Annotated in this window: 12 protein-coding genes; 6 read left to right on the forward strand and 6 right to left on the reverse strand. The window is 51.2% G+C overall.

Features of this window, described 5'->3' with window-relative positions; all coding sequences use genetic code 11:
• Window positions 1-9: 9 nt before the first annotated feature.
• Together DNK57_RS01580 and DNK57_RS01585 are read right to left on the reverse strand one after the other, a co-directional pair.
• Complete coding sequence (locus DNK57_RS01580; RefSeq protein ID WP_192961304.1) at window positions 10-900, reverse strand: alpha/beta hydrolase family protein; 891 nt, start codon at window positions 898-900, stop codon at window positions 10-12.
• Between the two features lie 230 nt (window positions 901-1,130).
• Complete coding sequence (locus DNK57_RS01585; RefSeq protein ID WP_192961305.1) at window positions 1,131-1,268, reverse strand: hypothetical protein; 138 nt, start codon at window positions 1,266-1,268, stop codon at window positions 1,131-1,133.
• 182 nt (window positions 1,269-1,450) lie between these two features.
• Here DNK57_RS01585 and DNK57_RS01590 point away from each other — a divergent pair, with 182 nt between their 5' ends.
• Entirely contained in the window at window positions 1,451-3,130 is a 1,680-nt protein-coding gene (locus DNK57_RS01590) for a sensor histidine kinase (RefSeq protein ID WP_192961306.1), read from the forward strand.
• 218 nt (window positions 3,131-3,348) lie between these two features.
• Here the strand turns inward: DNK57_RS01590 and DNK57_RS01595 are convergent, their stop codons facing one another.
• From DNK57_RS01595 to DNK57_RS01610, 4 genes are all read right to left on the reverse strand, one after another.
• Window positions 3,349-5,478, reverse strand: a complete 2,130-nt coding sequence (locus DNK57_RS01595; protein WP_192961307.1) for a pseudomurein-binding repeat-containing protein — start codon at window positions 5,476-5,478, stop codon at window positions 3,349-3,351.
• A 385-nt stretch (window positions 5,479-5,863) separates the two neighbouring features.
• Window positions 5,864-7,390 carry a cation:proton antiporter gene (locus tag DNK57_RS01600; protein ID WP_192961308.1) on the reverse strand — a complete coding sequence of 509 codons (1,527 nt, stop codon included), beginning with the start codon at window positions 7,388-7,390 and terminating at the stop codon, window positions 5,864-5,866.
• 253 nt (window positions 7,391-7,643) lie between these two features.
• The gene (locus tag DNK57_RS01605) at window positions 7,644-9,215 is read right to left on the reverse strand and encodes a pseudomurein-binding repeat-containing protein (RefSeq protein ID WP_226890945.1); all 1,572 of its coding nucleotides are present in this window, start codon (window positions 9,213-9,215) and stop codon (window positions 7,644-7,646) included.
• Window positions 9,216-9,470: 255 nt separating this feature from the next.
• Window positions 9,471-11,498 carry a histidine kinase dimerization/phosphoacceptor domain -containing protein gene (locus DNK57_RS01610; RefSeq protein ID WP_192961310.1) on the reverse strand — a complete coding sequence of 676 codons (2,028 nt, stop codon included), beginning with the start codon at window positions 11,496-11,498 and terminating at the stop codon, window positions 9,471-9,473.
• Between the two features lie 259 nt (window positions 11,499-11,757).
• Here DNK57_RS01610 and DNK57_RS01615 point away from each other — a divergent pair, with 259 nt between their 5' ends.
• The 5 genes from DNK57_RS01615 to DNK57_RS01635 all read left to right on the forward strand — a co-directional run bounded on the left by DNK57_RS01615 (window position 11,758) and on the right by DNK57_RS01635 (window position 18,313).
• Window positions 11,758-12,849, forward strand: a complete 1,092-nt coding sequence (locus tag DNK57_RS01615; RefSeq protein ID WP_192961311.1) for a polysaccharide pyruvyl transferase family protein — start codon at window positions 11,758-11,760, stop codon at window positions 12,847-12,849.
• 18 nt (window positions 12,850-12,867) lie between these two features.
• On the forward strand, window positions 12,868-14,013 hold the full coding sequence (locus DNK57_RS01620) for a glycosyltransferase family 4 protein (protein WP_192961312.1): 1,146 nt from the start codon (window positions 12,868-12,870) through the stop codon (window positions 14,011-14,013).
• 362 nt (window positions 14,014-14,375) lie between these two features.
• On the forward strand, window positions 14,376-15,482 hold the full coding sequence (locus DNK57_RS01625) for a glycosyltransferase family 4 protein (RefSeq protein WP_192961313.1): 1,107 nt from the start codon (window positions 14,376-14,378) through the stop codon (window positions 15,480-15,482).
• Between the two features lie 15 nt (window positions 15,483-15,497).
• Window positions 15,498-17,108 (forward strand): glycosyltransferase family 39 protein, encoded by a 1,611-nt coding sequence (locus tag DNK57_RS01630; protein ID WP_192961314.1) that lies wholly within the window; start codon window positions 15,498-15,500, stop codon window positions 17,106-17,108.
• Window positions 17,109-17,371: 263 nt separating this feature from the next.
• Complete coding sequence (locus tag DNK57_RS01635; protein WP_192961315.1) at window positions 17,372-18,313, forward strand: NAD-dependent epimerase/dehydratase family protein; 942 nt, start codon at window positions 17,372-17,374, stop codon at window positions 18,311-18,313.
• The last annotated feature ends 2 nt before the right edge of the window (window positions 18,314-18,315 follow it).

Raw genomic sequence — 18,315 nt, forward strand, 5'->3', positions numbered from 1 at the left:
CCTTTATCTTTAACTCACATCTATGACCTTCATCCTCTTAAAGGGTGTCCCGTCACCCCAGACCCCCATGTCCAGGAGTTCATCCCACGGGACATCCGTGAGGGTCCTGTTCTCCTCTGCCAGCTTCATGAGGATGTCCAGGGTCTTCCAGTAGCCGCTGTAGTCGAGGTTGTCCACCAGGACCCCGAATTCCTCTGAGATCGCCAGGGGTGAGAGGTGATCAGCCCTCAGGGTCCTGTCTGACTGCACAAGAAGGAACATCTTCCTCTCAGGGGGTATCTGGGGTGTCCTCCTCATTATCAGGTAGGAGTCGGCGGTGCCGGTGATGGTGTCTGAGTCCCCCGCCATCACCACCAGGAGCACATCCTGGGGGATCCCTGAGAGGTTTTCGAGTTTACTGCCATTGCCTGAGACACCCGGCTGGACTGCGAGGACGGCCTCAGGGTCAGGGATATCCTCCCTGGCAGCCAGGTTAACGGCTATCAGTCCACCTGCAGAGTGCCCTGCAAGGTAGAGTTCACCGTTCCATTCACCATCAACCCTCTGGAGGGCCTCCCTGACCGCGGCTGCAGCATTCCCTGTGAAGTTCTCTGATGAGGTGTCATGGAGGTTCTGGTAGCGGGGGTAGACCACAATGTTACCCTCACCCACAAGGTGCCCTATCCATGCCATGTAGAATATGGGTTCGGTGGCGGCCCATCCATGGATGAGGACAACCACCGGGTACCTCCCCTGGGCTGCCGGCCTGAATATCCAGTACTTACCGCTACCCTCCCCGTGGCTCTCACTGATCACAGGTGCGGGCCCCTCCACGGTCCGGGGGAACACGTCATGGTCCGATGCGTGGCTCCCGGATGGGAGGACCAGGACAAGGATTATGAACATTAAAACTTTCTTCATTTTAGAGGTCCCCCTCTTTTGTAATTATATGATCCCCATTTAATTAAATGGTTTTTAACGGTCCACCAGTACATGGGCTCTCGTCTCATGGAGGCCGTGAGGAAGCCCATGTCATCTGCCCTGGAGGTTATCATGTCCTTGTTTATGGTCCCAGGGTGTACCGGTCTGCTATCATGATTCTTCTTAATATACATCAGATCCATGTAGCGGCCTCTTTCCTCATGGCATGGTCAGAGGACCATCCGGCCATCCAGACAGACCATGGCGCCACAGGATGGACATACCAGGTAGTAGAAGCGCATCCTCCTGCTCCCATGAACCTCAGAGGTCACGTTGGCCCTGCAGACAGGGCATAGAAAGCGTCTCATCCATTCCCCCCAAACCTGACATGTCAGTGGAAATACATACACTAATTAAAAAATTTATTAAATATAATCCTTTCCACTGGAAACCTGGATTGATATATTACGGAACCTGAATGTGCTCATCCCGGGTTGGGAGTCCAAAGAATTTATCAGTAATACCAAACATAGAATTAATGGTGTTCCTGATGGAGGTGTCCCGTTCCGATATCCTTGCAAGAAAACTTTCTGTCCTAACTTCAGTGGCTGCAATGTCACTCTCAGTTCTGGTGCTCCTTGGGTGGGCCACGGGTAACCCCTACCTCAGGGGTGAGGTCTTCGGGTCCCCACCATCACAGCCAGTAACCGCCGCGGTCTTCATACTCATAGCAGCATCCATAATAGCCCTTTCAAGGGGCTACAGAACCCCCGCCATCCTGACAGGAACCTTCATCCTCACACTCTACATCCTCACCATCACAGCCTACCTCACCGGAGGCGTCCTCCCTGAATACGGTTCAAGGTTCATAACCTCAGTCCTCTTCATCATCTACTCCCTGGTGCTCATAATGTTCGCCCTGTCAAGGTACACTCTACCCCAGGTCATAACCTTCCCCGCCGGTATAATATCCTACTGTGTAATTGCAGGTTACATGGCCGGCCTGGGGGTCTATGGAGAGTACTTCCTCATGGCCCTCTACACAGCCATAATCCACCTACTCATCTGCACATCCCTCCTGAGCCTCTACCCTGAGAGGGGTGTCCTTGCACCAATAAATGCCTCCTTCACCGGTGGATACGTTGTGAGGCTACTGCTCCCTGTCATGGTCACAGGCATAACCATCCTCGGGATAACCACCCTAAGGATCAGGTCATTCCTGTTCCCGGGCTTCGGGGAGGTCTTCCTCATGGGCATGATGGTCTCCCTGACGATAATAGCCCTGGTGATGACTGCCGATGAACTTAGAACCCTCGACAGGAAGGGGGAGGCCTACAGAAGGGAACTGGCGGATTCAAGGCGCTTCTTCAGTGAGGTGGTCGAGAACCTGGCCGAAGCTGTGGCGGTCCTTGATGGGGACGGCGAGGTGGTCTACCGGAACGCGGCGATGAAGGAACTGGGTATCACCGAGTTCCCTGACCATGAAGGGGATGCGCCGGTCCCCATTGGCAGGATGAAGGTCCATGAAAGATATTACACAGGGTGGATGGTCCCGGGGCCAGGGGGCGGGGCCATCGTCTCACTGACAGATATAACGGACCTCATTGAGGCCAAGAGGTCCCTTGAGGACGCCCTCGGTGAGAGGGATGCCCTCCTCAGTGAGGTCCACCACAGGGTCAAGAACAACCTCCAGATCATAGTGAGTCTCCTCAACATCCAGGCGATGGGTGCAGGTGAGGAGACCAGGAGGGTCCTCATGGATGCCCAGGCCCGTGTCAGGGCCATGGCCATAATCCATGAGACCATCTATGACAGCGGTGACTTCTCAGGTGTTCTCATGTCCTCCTTCATAACCAGGCTCATAGAGCGCCTCATAACCGTTTTCTCTGCCCATGGGGTGCGCTTCAATGTGGACGCCGATGTCCGCCTGAACCTTGAAACAGCCATACCACTGGGCCTCTTCATCAATGAGGCCGTCACCAACTCCATAAGGCACGCCTTCCCTGGGGGTGAGGGCACGGTTGAGGTGACCATCACCTCAAATGACATCCTTCACCTCACGGTGGCGGATGATGGGAGGGGTATCGGGGAAGCGCCGGAGGGTACCGTGGGACTATCACTCATGGGTGCCCTTGCAGATCAGCTTGATGGGGAGATGGAGATAAGCTCGGATCACGGTACAGTGGTCTCCCTCAGGTTCAGGGAGCTGGAATACACGCGCAGATTTTAGGGGGCCTTTCATGGACCCTGTGTGTATTTAACTGTTTCCTCCGGGTTTCTCATATGGCGGGTCCCTGAACTTCACTGCAGCTGGATACGTCTGGAGTCAGGCCCTTCATTCAGGGCGGCGGCCCATCCAACCCCTTATGTAACCATTAAAATCTGCAGGTTACATAAGATGGCTGCCGTGTCCCCATGTCATCTCAGAAAAAAATAAAAAATGGGTTTTTAGAATGGTAAACTCGCGTAGTAGCCCTTTATACTGGCGCTCTTCCAGTTCCTTATGACTCCAAGGGAGTTCATGCTGCTTGATGCGTCGGCGTTCACCCACTTCCCGTTCACATACAGCTGGGCCCAGACGTGACCGTAGACGTTACCTGAGAGGAAGGTGCAGCTCGCATGGACGTACCTGGCCTGTATACCGGCAGCCCTTGAGAGGGCCACCAGGAGGTGTGTCATGTCAACACAGTTACCTGTCCTGTTTTTGAGTGTGCCCACTGCGCCGTACTTCGTGTTGTAGTAGAAGCTGTAGTCTATGTTGTCACGCACCCAGTTGAAGATTGCTGTGGCCTTTGAGAGTGCCGATGTCATTCCCCGTGTTATCGTGGATGCCAGTGACCTTATCTCCGGTGCAGTGACCTGACAGTTGGCTGATGATGCAAGGTACTTGCCGTAGAATATGGAGCTGTCAATTGTAACGTAATCTGGAAGCCTTCCAGTGGAGTTTTGGAAGGCAACAGCCTTTGCTAGCATGTAAACCAGGGCGTTGAAGCTCAGACTCCCTGCGCCCGATGATACACCTGAAGGTGCTCTGCCATTCTCTGACATGTAACCGAGGACCTGAGATGCTATTTTCAGGTACTCTGACTTCTGAATCTTTCCGGCAGCCAGCAGCGTCGTGTTTGATCCCTCACTGAATGATCTGAACTCAGGGTCGGCCCCTGTGAGGTGCTCTGCCAGCAGATAGAGGAACTCTGCATTATTTATAGTGTTCCCGTTGATGTTCACATAGGATGGGAGCCTGTAGTTTGACTCCACGAAGGCCTTAACCCTGCTGGCTGCATCCATGATCATCGATGCGGTGATTGAATTGTCAGCAGAAGGCTTTGTTGTTGCAGCTGGCAGTCCACCTAAAAATTCCCTGTCAATCAGGCCGTACCTGAATAGGGCGTATCCGTCGGCCCCTCCACGGAGGGCCGCATTTATATCAGCTCTGAGTTCATCTGCAGGGATTGGTGTAACATCGGCATCAGACCTGTAGGTCTGAAGGCCGGTCCAGACCTCTGCCCCGGGACTCCTGGACTTGATGTAGGCTGTCACGTTCTCTATCCATGAAGTGCCTGCACGGTAGTTCCCCTTGTATGCCATTGGGACCAGCACATCAAGGTACTCTGCAAGCTGTGTGTAGTCCTGTCCATAGTAGTAGGCGTTTGAGGCCTTCTCCGGCATAAGGGCAGCTGAAAGGAGAAGCCCCGGGTTAACAGATTTAACGGCTTCACTGATCCTCTTCACTATCCCGGTTATGGTTGCTGTTGAGTTTGGTACCTGGTATGCGTTTCCAGTGTACCTGATATAGTCGAGGTGGACTCCTCCAACACCTGGAGTGCTGGCGTATGATAGCACCCTACGGGTGAGGTTGTCAATGAACTGCTCTGCATAGCTTGTGTTGTAGCCGTATCTTGTCTCTGTACTGGTAACAGTCTTCGTAACCGTCCGGTACTTTATGGTGTAACGCGTCTCCTTAACGTACCTGTAGGTGGTCTTCCTGACGTAGCGGTACTTCCAGGTGTACCTCCACTTCCCATTGTACCTGTACCATGACTTGTAGCGCTGCTTCACATAGGTTGTGTAGGCCTTCTTCACCGTTACAGTGTAGTAGTATTTGTAGGGCTCCTGGACTGTAACCTTGCTGGTCGTTGTAACATTGTAGGCGTACCTGCCGGTTGGGTCAACCCATTTGCCGTTAGCATCCTTGAGGCAGATGACCCAGGCACTCACCCTTATACCCTGGGCTGAAGCGTTACCAAGGAATGAGGTGAGGTTTGCGCTGAATCTCGCGTCATTGAATGCAAGCTGCTCAAGGAAGACATCCCTTATGCCCTTCTCCCTGAGTTCGGTGAGGTTGACCTTCCCCATATCATAGGCCTTCACCCATATGGCCCCATGGGCAGGTTCACCTGCCGCCCCTGTTTCATCGCTGCTAACTGTCTGGTTTTCTGGGTTACTGTTCTTTTCTGTCTGGTTCTCTTCAGAAACGTGATCCTGTGTCTGGTTGTCTGTCAGGGCAACTTCACTGAGGGCCCCTTCATCTGATGCAGAGGCACCTGCAATGTTAGAGCCCAGAAGTGATAGCACCATGATAAGGGCTACTGTTATCTTCAGTTTTCCCGAAATTTTACCGCCTCCAGTGGGGCTAAAAACCCCGTGTACACACTTAAAAAGCGCATTATATATAAATATTGTGGTCCAGAATCCTCAAAAAAACCATATTAGAACCTTTTAAATCAAAATAGGGAGCATGATGGCTTTTTTAAATACCATTGGGGGTTTTTGTCCTCCACTGAACCCTTTTCCCGGTAGGGCAGAGATAAAGGCCCCGATCCACTTTTAAGGCTTCAAGGAGGAGGGATTTTCAGACCGATCCAGCAATGACATCCCTGAGATTAGCCCCAGAACATCCACAGGACTCTCCCCATGGCTCCTGTCATTGATTCCAATCAAAGCCATCATCCCGACTGGCTGATCACTCCTCAAGCTCACAGACACCACTGTAACAGCTGAATATCTCTCCCGAAATCCTCCTGGTTGCCTCGCGCTTCTCTGAGACCACCACATCAGCCCCGGCCGTGTACAGCCTCTCAGTGTTCTCAAAGCCCCTTATCCTTGCTATTATCTTCATCCCCTCATTCAGTGCACGTGCCTCATGTATGGCGTGGACCGTGGACCGGTAATCTGCAATGGCAACCACCATCACCGCCGCCTCAGGGACATTGAAGTGCCTCAGCACCGCCAGGTGTGTTCCGTCCCCATAATATACGTTGAGTCCCTCATCACGGGCCCTCCTCACCGCCTCAGGGTTAACATCCAGGCCGATGTAGGGTATACCATGTTCCTCACAGGTATACGCGAGCCTCCTCCCTGTTATACCCATACCTATGATTATCAGGTGGTCCCTGAGGTCCACTGAGGGCCTCCTGTAGGCCCTCCCATTCTTTATCCTGGGGTGGAGTTCCGCATGGACTATCCTCTCCGAGATCCTGGGTGAGAGTGAGATGAGGAAGGGGGTGATGGCCATGGTTATCAGTGAAACCGATAGGAAGGCCTGGAATGTTAACCTGTCCATGAGGCCGTAACGCAGCCCGGTCTCAGAGAGTATGAAGGAGAACTCACCGATCTGTGCAAGTACAAGGCCCAGGAGGACCACAACCCTTGCAGAGTAGCCGAGGATGAATCCGACGAGGCTGTTCAGGGCCACCTTTATCAGGAGAACCCCGATAACCGCAAGGACTATTATGTAGATGTGACCAAGGAAGAACCTCAGATCCAGCAGCATACCGAGTGAGACGAAGAAGAAGCTCAGGAAGACCTCCTGGAAGGGGAGTATTGTCCCCTGGGCCCTGTGGGCGTATTCCGTGTTCGCAACGATGAGGCCCGCCAGGAAGGCCCCCAGGGCGGGTGACAGGCCCACCTCCCCTGTGAGCCAGGTGACAGAGGCGCATACAAGTATGACAGTGAGGAGGAATATCTCACGGCTCCCGGTGGCCGCGACCACATCGAAGAGCCTGGGAACAAGCCACCTGGCAGATACCAGGGTCCCCAGCAGCACAGCACCGGCGGTCAGGAGGGTTACCGGTGCCGATGTGGTTGCAGCCAGCCCTGCAAGGAAGGGCACCGTGAGGATCATTGGCACCGCTGCAACGTCCTGGAATATGAGGATGGCCAGGGAGGCCTGTCCATGGGGCGCCTCGGTCTCATGGAAGTCCTGGAGGACCTTAAGGACCACGGCTGTACTGCTGAGTGATATCAGGAAACCCAGGAAGACAGCCTTACCCGGGCTCAGACCCAGTACAAGGGTCAGGATGCTCACCACAGAGACCGTAAGACCTATCTGGAGTGTCCCGCCGATGAAGGCGGTCCTCCTGAACTCCCCAAACCTCTCAGGGGACATCTCAAGTCCAATTGTGAAGAGAAGCAGTATAACCCCCAGTTCAGCGAGGCTCTCAATGCTTCCCGCTGACACTGCACCCAGGACAGATGGACCGGCTATCACCCCGGCACAAAGAAGCCCAGAATGGCAGGGATCCTGGCCCGGTTGAGCAGAAGGAGGACCATGAGTGCCAGGCTGAATATTATGACTATCTCCCTGATGAGTGGAACGTCCATGTTAACACCATTTAACTGTCTCTGACCGGTGTCTAATTAGCTTTTTTATCGGGTGTTCATGATCCCCGGTGATGCTTTTGTATCTGCTGTTCTCTCATCAGAGCGAAGCATAAAAAAATAAAGTGAGGGTTATTCACCCTCTAAAACGGTAAACTCGCGTATATGCCCTTTATCACTGCGCTGGAAGTGTTCCAGTTGTTCACAACTCCAAGGCTGTTCCTTGAGCTTGTTGCATCTGCAGCGTACCATGTATCGCCAACGAGGAGCTGGGCCCAGACATGTCCATAGACGTTACCTGATGTGAAGTTACATGTCCCGTGGACATACCTGGCAGGTATCCCGGCAGCCCTTGCCAGGGCAACCAGGAGGTGCGTGTGATCCACGCAGTTACCTGTCCTGTTTTTGAGTGTGCCCACTGCGCCGTACTTCGTGTTGTAGTAGAAGCTGTAGTTTATGTTGTCACGCACCCAGCCGAATATGGCCTCCGCCCTTGAAAAGGTGGAGGTCAGCCCCCCTGTTATCTCAGATGCAAGGGATCTGATCTCAGGACTGTCCACTGGACAGTTGGCTGATGAGGCGAGGTACCTTGCGGTGCTCTCACCACTGTAGGGGTCATTCTCTGGCCTGTTCTTCAGGGAGGACGCCAGCCTCGTTACGGGCACGGTCTTCGGAAGTCTTCCGTTCTTGCTGTAGAAGCTCAGGATCCTTGAAATGGAGTATACAAGGCTCTCATACGAGATTCTACCTTTACTTGATCCTGCATAATTTGGGGCCCTATGGTTCTTCTCCATGAACCCCTGGACTGTGGATGCCACCTTCAGGTACTCTGACCTTGTGAGGGTACCGCTGGCATCGCCTGCAGGGTTTGCTGCCTCACCGGCAGTTACCGGTGCTATCGGGGTGTTCTTTCCCAGATTTATCTGGTTGAGGCATTTAACCATTAGATGCAGGAACTGGGCTATACCAATCCTCTGGTTTGCCACCTGCACATACCCGGGTAGGCTCTGATTCCTGTCAATGTAGCTCTTAAGTGAATTCGCCGCTGCAAGTATCTGTTCCCTTGTGAACCCTGAATTGCCACTGGCAGCGTCGCTGCTGCCGGAATTGTTACCGGTGGGGGTGGAAGATTCTACAGAATTCAGTGCGTCGAGTTTGATGTGGTTTGGAAGGCGCTGATTTGCCACTTTAAAATTAATTGCCCTTGCAAATAGCCACACAAGTGATTCGAATCCGATCTTCTGGTCCCTGAAGCCTATGTACTCGGGGGCCCCTGATGAGAGGACCCTCCCTGCAACTTCAAGGTAATCCTTCAGGTAAATTGAGCCTTTGAGCATGGTCCCTGATGTTTTAGCCGGCACCTGAACCTGATTCACTGTGGGTGTCCTGTTGAGGACGTAGTATGCTTCAAGCTGCAGGAACTGTGCCATGTTCACCTTAACGCTTCCAACCTCAACTGTCAGGGGAAGACGTTTATTCCTTGCCAGGAAGGTGTTGACACGGACTGCGGCGTCCTCAACATCGGCCCGTGAAACTGATGGGCCCGCTGCAGAGTCCAGAGTTCTGTTAGCCTCTGCACTCGCATTAACCACTGCAACTGTGGAGTCTGACTCCATCACTGTACTGCAGGTTTTAACTGTCATGTTATCAGGAAGCAGTGCTTCTTCACCTTGTGTGTTCTGGGCATAGATCTCTCCGGTATTAAGTAACACCATGCATGCAAAGAGCAGCACGCATAGCAGTTGCATACCACGGGATATACTATCGCCTCCAGAATGCAGGATGGAATCCTGCAACTAATATTTCTGGTCCTGACTTTATTTATAAATTGTGATCGGTGATCGTAGAGTTTCTGAATTCAGGGATTTATGTGTTAAAAGGTACAAATGCGCTGTTTGAGATTATCTTGGAAAAAAGCAGCCGTTAATGGTCCTGTATTTCTGAGCTGGGGGTCTGGGTTATTATGGGTTTTAGAATCTCTTCCTGTACTGTATCTCCGAGAACCTCACCCTGAACTCTGTGCCCCCATTTGATGTGTACTCAAGTTCACCGTTCAGCTGATCAGTCAGGTTCCTTACAAGGAGCATCCCCAGACTCCTGAGGCTGTCCAGGTTGAAGTCATCGGGGAGGCCCACACCATCATCTGCAACGGTGAGCAGGAATCCATCGCCATCACGCCTCAGTGAGACACGCACCTCGCCACCACCATCAGGGAATGCATACTTGAAGGCGTTTGTCACAAGTTCATTCACGATGAGTCCCAGGGGCATTATGGTGTCAACGTTGAGCCTGATATCATCCATCTCAAACTTGAGGTCAACGTGCTGATCCGGCCTCATGTAGGAGAACATTATGCTCCTTGCGAGGCCCTCCAGGTAGCCCCTCACATCAATATCAGCCAGGTTACCTGAACGGTAGAGCTTCTCATGTATCATTGACATGCTCATGATGCGTCCCTGGCTGTCCCTCAGCACAGCGGTGACCCCGGGATCATCTATGTAGCTGCTCTGAAGGTTCAGGAGACTTGAAATCACCTGGAGATTGTTCTTGACCCGGTGGTGTATCTCCCTCAGCAGCAGCTCCTTCTCCTCAAGGGATTCCAGCAGCCTATCCTCATAGAAGATCCTCTTCAGTGTCGATGCAGCCTCACCACCCACCGTTTCAAGGAGTCTCAGCTCATATTCATCCAGGTCATGCCCGTTCCTGAAGGCCATGAGACCCAGGTTCCTATTGTCATGTTTAAGTGCCACCGCTATAAGGTCATCCCTCACCAGCACGGCATCATCCATTTCTTCAAGGATCTCCTCAGGGTTATCAACCCTGAAACCATCATCCATGGGCCTCAGGACACCATCACTAACGAGGTAGACAGCACCCTCGGAGAGGCCCAGATGTTCATTAAGAAGGGCCATGACATTCCTGAAGAGCTCCTCAGGGCTGTTACTGTGGTTTATCCTGACTATAGCTTCATTGAGGGTTCTGAACTCGTGCAGGCGCATCCTGGTAAGTTCCTCGGATTTTTCGCTCTCCTCTATCCTGTCTCTAAGCCTCAGAGTGTGGCGGAGGTCCTGGGCAACCAGGGAATAGCCCACAGCATCAGAACCCTCCCTTATGAGTGAGATGAAGAGCTTCACAGGGATCCGCTCACCATCGGCCCTGACATATTCCAGGGACACCGGGCTGTGATGGTAGTCCCCGGGTGAGGATGAGGCCCTCTCCATGATATCCTCAAATTCCCTCCTCATTTTCTGGTGATGTTCCGGTGCAACGATCTCCCTCCAGTCCCCCGGGGAGTCCAGGCCAAGCTCTTTTTTGGCCCGATGGTTGAGGCGGATAATCTCTCCAGTAGCATCCAGGAGTATGACGAGGTCCGTGACCTTATCCAGTATGCTCTCCCCGGCAAGGGATGGGCTCATGGCCGGTGGGTGGTATTTGATTATTGCATGGGCGATACCAGCTATTCCAACCATCCCCACGATCTGTCCCAGGGTGTTTATGCTGTGGATGCTTGATGATATGAAGGTGGTCAGGATCAGACCCGCGATGAGGCTGAAGGATGATACAATGAATATCAGGGTGGACATCTTCCTCTCACGGTAGGACGTCGCCACCCTGGCATGGTTCCATATCAGTGAGACGGCAGCGGCAAAGTAACCCACCATGTAGGCCTCAAATAATCCGCGGCCACCACCGGCCCAGGACATGAGTTCATGGATGTCCCCTGGTCTGATGAGGGACCCCACAAGGAGCATGTAGATGAAGATGAATGATGGTACTATGGGTATAACAGTGAACTTACCGGGACTCTTATCTGCAGAGAGCACCACGGCAAAGTTCAGGAACAGGGCTGGCAGAAGAATCCATGCAAGGTTTGAGAGTATGTAGAATATTAGTGCATACCTGTTTGTGGTGGTGTAGAGTAGCGAGGATGCCATTGCCCAGATCGTCATTGTAATGGCTATGAGGAGGAAGCTCCACTCCAGATTACCCCTCCTCACCCTTAGGGGGATATTCCAGCTCCCATATAGAAGAGCGATGCCAGTACAGACAGGACTATGTAGATGTTCATCCTCCCACATCTCTAAAACTATACATAAAATGAGGTGGTATACTGGTTATATCAGGGTTACCCTTAAATAGCTTTACGGTTGATACCCTTGAACTAACTGCTGGATGACATCTGCTATGCAGTAATTTTATGACATTGCGCCGTGGATACCATCGGCGGCTGCTATCTTCACGGCACGGAGGACCAGGATGGATGTGCTTGTAATAGGATACTATGGCTGGAATAATACAGGGGATGATGCGATGCTGTACTCGCTCCTTGATGGCCTCAGGGAGGAATTCAGGGACTCCAGATTCAATGTGACAGCGGCATCAGAACCATTCCTCCCAGAGGGTGTTGATGTGGAAACCGTCCAGCCTGGCATCTCACCCCAACTTTTCCTGGCGTTTCTGAGGTCATCCATGGTTATACTGGGGGGAGGGACCCACTTTTTTGATTATGGGAGAAGCTACCCAAGACTGATGAGGCTGGCCCAGATATTTCTCATGACGCTCTTTGCAAGATTAACACGAAAAAGGGTATACTTCATGGGGATTGGTATTGAGAGACCATCCCACTGGTGGAGCAGGTTCCTAATCAAGAACACCTGCAGAATGGCCCACCGGATAATCGTAAGGGACTCAGATTCCATGAGGGTGCTCTCTGAGATGGGAGTGGATGGGCGGGCTGAACTCTCTCAGGATCTATCATTCTTCCTTAAATATGAGAAACATGAAAAAAGGAGGGGATTGCTTGGCATCTCAGCCATGCCCTACTTCAGAATATACGAGGGAGATGAGGGAAAGGATGAACTTCTCGTGAAGGGATTTGCCGATGCAATACGCAGGTGGCTCTCCCTGGATGAGGAGAACAGCGCCAAACTCTTTATATTCAATGGTATGCCGCCCCATGATGATAGGAGTATATCATTAAGGATAGCTGAGGATGTGGGGGATGACAGGGTTGAAGTGGAGGAATACAGCCCTGATCCACGCCAGACCCTCGGTGCTGTGGCATCATGTGAGGCATTCGTGGCAATGAAGTTCCATGCAGCCCTCTTCGCCTATCTTAATGATCTGCCTACAGTCATAGTTGAATATGCAGCTAAGAACAGAGCCCTCGTGGAGGATGCAGGATTCAGGGGGAAGTCCCTCATTGACCTGGACGGCGTTTGCAACGGAGAACTCGCTGGCATGGTCGAGGACCTTTACAGGGACCCTGAGAGTTACATGGCAGAGAAGAAAGCGTCAGAGATCAGGAGGAGTTTTCCTTCATTGGAGGATGATGGTGAAGACTGTTGAGTTATATGAGGTGCTTCAATGAGGGTCATCAATGTTCTTATGCAGAATTATATAGGCGGACCACAGGTCAGGGTAGTCTCGGTGGCTGAGAAACTCCTTGAGAGGGGAATAGAGACGGTTGTATGCGCACCGTCATCCTCTGAAAGCCCTCTGGAGGAATACGCCATGGGGCACGGCCTTGAGTTTGAGGGTTTCTTCATGCCGGGACTCAGGGAGTTAAGGGGATTGGGGGATCTAATCAGGAACCTTATATGGATTTTAAGCATCCCGGTAACGGTCCTTCAGATGATCATGATAATAAGGAGAACCGGTGCAGATGTGGTCCATGTAAACGGCGTCCTGAATTTCCAGGCTGCTGTGGCAGGATTTATCTGCAGAAGAAGGGTTGTGTGGCACCTTATGAGTTCACTCTACCCACCGCTGGTCATAAGGGTCATGATGCCCCTTGTAAGGTTCATTGCTGATGACATTGTTGTAATTGCAGAGGGACTTGCCAGATACTACTTCCCGGAGGGTGACGGTTATACGATCATATATGAACCCGTGGATCTTGAAAGGTTCAGACCATCCCTCTACACGGATAGACGTGATAGTATCAGAGAATCCCTGGGTTTATCACCCTCAGAAACCATTGCTGTCTGCATTGCCAACATAAACCCGGTCAAGGGTTATGAGCACCTCCTGCGAGCTGTCCCCTCTGTTTTAGGGTCTGTTAAGGATTTCAAATTGCTCGTAGTGGGTGATATCCCTGAAAGCCAGCGAGGCTATTACAGTCGACTCAGGGAACTGGTTGATGAACTTGGAATCGGGGGCGCAGTTACCTTCCTGGGGCGGAGGGAAGATATACCTGAGATACTGGCAGCCTCAGACATCTTCGTCCTGCCTTCAACTGCTGAGGGGACACCCATATCTATACTGGAGGCCATGGCCATGGGTAAACCCATAATAGCGACAGATGTGGGTGCGGTGGCGGAACAGGTCACTGAGGGTAGGAACGGATTCCTCGTGCCCCCTGTTTCTCCGGATGAACTTGCTGATAGGATAATCAGGGTCTCCCTTGACAGGGACCTCCTGGAATCCATGGGGAAGGCGTCCCTGGAGCTGGTGAAAAGGTTTTCACTTGAGCACTGCGTGGAGGAGCACCTCCGCATCTACAGATCATAAAAATCAAATTCCATTAATCTGGGAACTAACAGGCTATTACTGAGCCAAAATTTGTTTTTATCTAATAAACATGTTCCCGAATCTTTTCCATGATCACCTCTTCAATAGTTCATTTGCCACGACCCCGGTTCAGGGGTCTCCTTTTATGATCCGGTGCATCCAAAGGTAAGATTGTAGTCGAATGTAAAGGTTCAGGGGTCTCCTTTTATGATCCGGTGCATCTTTATCGGATCATCATAAGTTCATGTCTGTAAACTTTATTAACCCGCTTTCACTTATCTCTCATCATCTGGGTCCGGCCAATCAATGATATCAATGAGTTGACTTCAGAACCGGGAAAAAGCTGCTGAATTCGTGATAAAATGAAAATTTTAAGTGTTATCATCGGAACACCTACTGAAGATTCCGCTTTATGGTTCAGAATAAAAAAGCAGGCAGAAATTCTGTCTTCACTGGGGCATGAAGTTGAACTACGTTTTTATGGTTTTTATAGCAGACATAAGCTTTCCTTTGAACCACCCTTCATGTACTCGCTGATGAGGGTCTCTCCCCTGAACGTTCATCTCAAGCATTTTATTAATACTTCGAGGGATGAATATGATTTATTGTTCTGTAACCTGGCACCGGCAGCATTCGTATCATCATTATCCAGGATAAGGGGGATTCCTATTATACTGGACAACCATGGGGATCTAACAAGTGAAAGGGAGTTATATGAGGGGGGTTTGCTGAAAAAGATTTACTACAATATAATTTCTTCCTTAACCCTTAAAGCATCCAGCAGGGTGATCTGTGTCTCCAGGTCGATGATGAAGGATTTGAGGGAGAGGGGGGTCCCGGAAAAAAAGTTGTACTGTGTAACCAATGCCACGGATCTGGATCTCTTCAGGCCCCTCAATGAAGATGAAGCAAATAGGATGAAAAAAGATCTGGGATTAGAGGACAGATTAACCTTCGGATACATAGGCGCTGATAGTAAATGGCAGGGTGTTGATAAACTCATTGAAACAGGCGAGGCTGTTGATTACAGGGACATCTTCTTCCTATACGTGGGATTTTCAGAAAACATGGAAAGGTCCCATAATGCATTGTATATACCCAAGGTCCCCTTTGACAGGGTTAAATATTATTATGGTGCCTGTGATGTCCTGGTCCTCCCCAGACCATCACATAAATCCGCTGAAGTCGCTGCACCCACCAAATTCGCTGAATACGCAGCCATGGGCAAACCCATACTGACAACAGATGTGGGGGATGCAGCTGCCCTGGTCAGAAAATATAAATGCGGAATCGTCATCGATGACAACAGCCCTGAAAACCTCTTAAAGGGGATAAAAGAATTCAGGTCCCTCCCTGAGGATGAACTCCTGAGGATGGGTAAAAACGCCAGGAAAATGGCTGAAAAGGAATTCAGCATGGAAAAGATGAGAGAGGACATGAAAAGGGTAATGGAATCCTTAAAGTTCTAATATGGGGTGTTTTTCTTGATTTCAAACAGTAAAAGAAGGAACAGGATAATCATAACGGTTTTATCTGCATTTACATTACTGATTGCCCTGAAATTATTCCAGATACAGTCAGATATAGGGATCTACTACTGGGACATCTTCCTCTATGTTAACAATGCCATGAAGATGGCCCATCTCGGACCAGGGGACGCCCTGTACCTTCCGCCATTCTTCCCGGCGGTACTGGCCCTCCTCTTCAGGCTGGGCTTCACAGGCGAAACAGCGGTATTTGCAGCGGCTGCAGCCTTCTATGTTGCAGGTGTCCTTGGAATGTACCTGCTCCTCCGCCTCAGATTCAGTGAAATGGAGAGCCTTGCAGGTTCCATATCCTTCGCCTCCTTTACTCTGATCCTTTCATGGGCAGCCACAGGGGCACTGGATGTGCCGGCCATCTCCCTCTCTATATGGGCGGTTTACCTTGCACTCCTTGCAAGGAGGCATGACAGCAGATTCTACTACCTCGCATTTCCGGTTGCAATGGCAGCATTCCTTACCAGGTACACCTCAGGCCTCATGCTGCTTCCACTCGCAGTCATAATACTAACCGACCCATCACTCAGGTCAAAGCTACCAGACATAGGCAGGGGAATTGGGCTGGGGGTCCTCCTTTATCTTCCCTTCGGTTACTTCTTCTACAGGAACATCGGAACACCTCTGCCCATCACAAAACAGGTTTCATCCACGGTGACAGGTTCAGCCACATCAATAAACCCTGGCTACAGCACCGACAGCCTTTACTACCTCAAGCACCTCCCGGAGTACATCTCGGCCATGCCATCCCACGATTACCTCAGGGTGCTGAACCCATCACTTTCAGGACCCACCCCCGTAGCCTTCATTGTATTGGCCCTGATAGCAGCAGGTTTAATGGCAATCATATGGAGGAACAGGGACCTGATATCAACCGATAACATCAGGGGGAAGATAATATTCCTTATACTATCCCTGGCACTCATATTCACCTTTGGGAGAACATCATTTGCACTGAGCGAGGCCCTCCTACTCCTCTGGGCGCTTTCAATCCTCTGGATAAGGGGGGAGTCTGATAACATTGAGATGAACCTTGCCGTGGCGGTCTGGTTCCTGGCCTACCTCTACATGCACAGCTTCCACCCTGTAAAGGTTGACAGGTACCTCATAACAGGACTTCCACCCCTTGCCTACGCCATATCCCTTTCAGTGAACCAGTTGTCTGCTTCGATTAGATTCAGGAGGGCTTCAGCTGTTCTCTCCCTTGCAGTCACCATCCTGATGGTCTTCTCGGCAGTCAGCTACACCGCAGGGATGCCCCACGAGTACGGCATAGTTAAGGGCGAGAAGGAGGCAGCTGCCTGGCTCATGAACCATGATCCCTCCTACAGGGAAAGGGTCATAGCATCCGACAGGGGCCCCGCCTTCACATGGTACCTGGGAGAATATGTCTTTACCAGAAGGATCCAGCCCCAGCGAAGGGAGCTGAGCCTCAGGTACTTCTATGAACTGAACCCGGACTACTATATATTCTGGACAGGTAAAACCGAGTTACCGGAAGGTTACAGGGTCATATATTCCAGGGACGGGGTTTCCATCGCCAGGAAAATTCGGTAGTGGTGGATTCATTCTTCCACCCTTATGCTGCATTCATATGATTCTTTGCTGCCGGTTCCCTTGGATGTAAACCCGCTGCAGTGCAGAACCCATCGAAACTATTTAATATGGTATGAATTCAAAATTACCTTGAGTTAAGATATAAAAGCCTCTGAATTCCAGATTGTTTGAAGGAAACCTTTATTCATTCCTACCATGAAAATGTTATTATAGGAAACCTTATTCTGACTGGAAATCATCCATAAATAGGGAGTGATGCTAATATGGAAACTCAGAGAATACTCGTAACCGGCGGCGCCGGATTCATAGGCACAAACCTTGTCAATGAACTCAGGAACAGGGGCCATGAGGTCCTCGCGGTTGACCTCATGCACACAGAACGCGAGGACTACATGAGGGCCGATGTCAGGGAGTACAGGCAGGTTGAGAGGATCTTTGAGGAAGACAAATTCGACTACGTATACCACCTCGCCGCAGAGTACGGGAGATGGAACGGTGAGGACTACTATGAGAACCTCTGGAAGACCAACGTGATAGGTACAAAGCACATGCTGAGGATGCAGGAGAAGCTTGGCTTCAGGATGATATTCTTCTCCTCAGCTGAGGTCTACGGGGACTACAGTGGAGTGATGAGTGAGGACGTCATGGTCAAAAACCCCATAAGCGACACCTACCAGATGAACGACTACGCCATAACCAAGTGGGCCGGTGAACTCATGTGCATGAACTCGGCGGAGATGTTCGGCACAGAGACAGTCCGTGTGAGGCCAGTGAACTGCTACGGCCCCCACGAGAAGTACTCACCCTACAAGGGCTTCATACCCATATTCATCTACCATGCACTCCACAGGAAGCCCTACACAGTCTATAAGGGCCATAAGAGGATAATAGACTATGTGGAGGACTCTGTGAGGACCTTCGCCAATATCGTCGATAACTTCATCCCCGGGGAGGTCTACAATGTCGGCGGACGGACCGAGTGGGAGCATGACATCAAGGAGTACTCCGACATGGTCCTTGAGGCCGTGGGGATAGATGATTCAATAGTCACCTACAGAGAGTCCGAGCCCTTCACCACAAAGGTGAAGACCATGGACTTCTCAAAGGCCATAAGGGACCTCAAACACGACCCCCAGGTGCCCCCAGAGGAGGGTATCAGGCGTACAGTGGAATGGATGAAGTGGTACTACAGGATAGAGGACTGAAA

Source organism: Methanothermobacter thermautotrophicus (assembly GCF_014889545.1).
Lineage (GTDB): Archaea > Methanobacteriota > Methanobacteria > Methanobacteriales > Methanothermobacteraceae > Methanothermobacter > Methanothermobacter thermautotrophicus_A.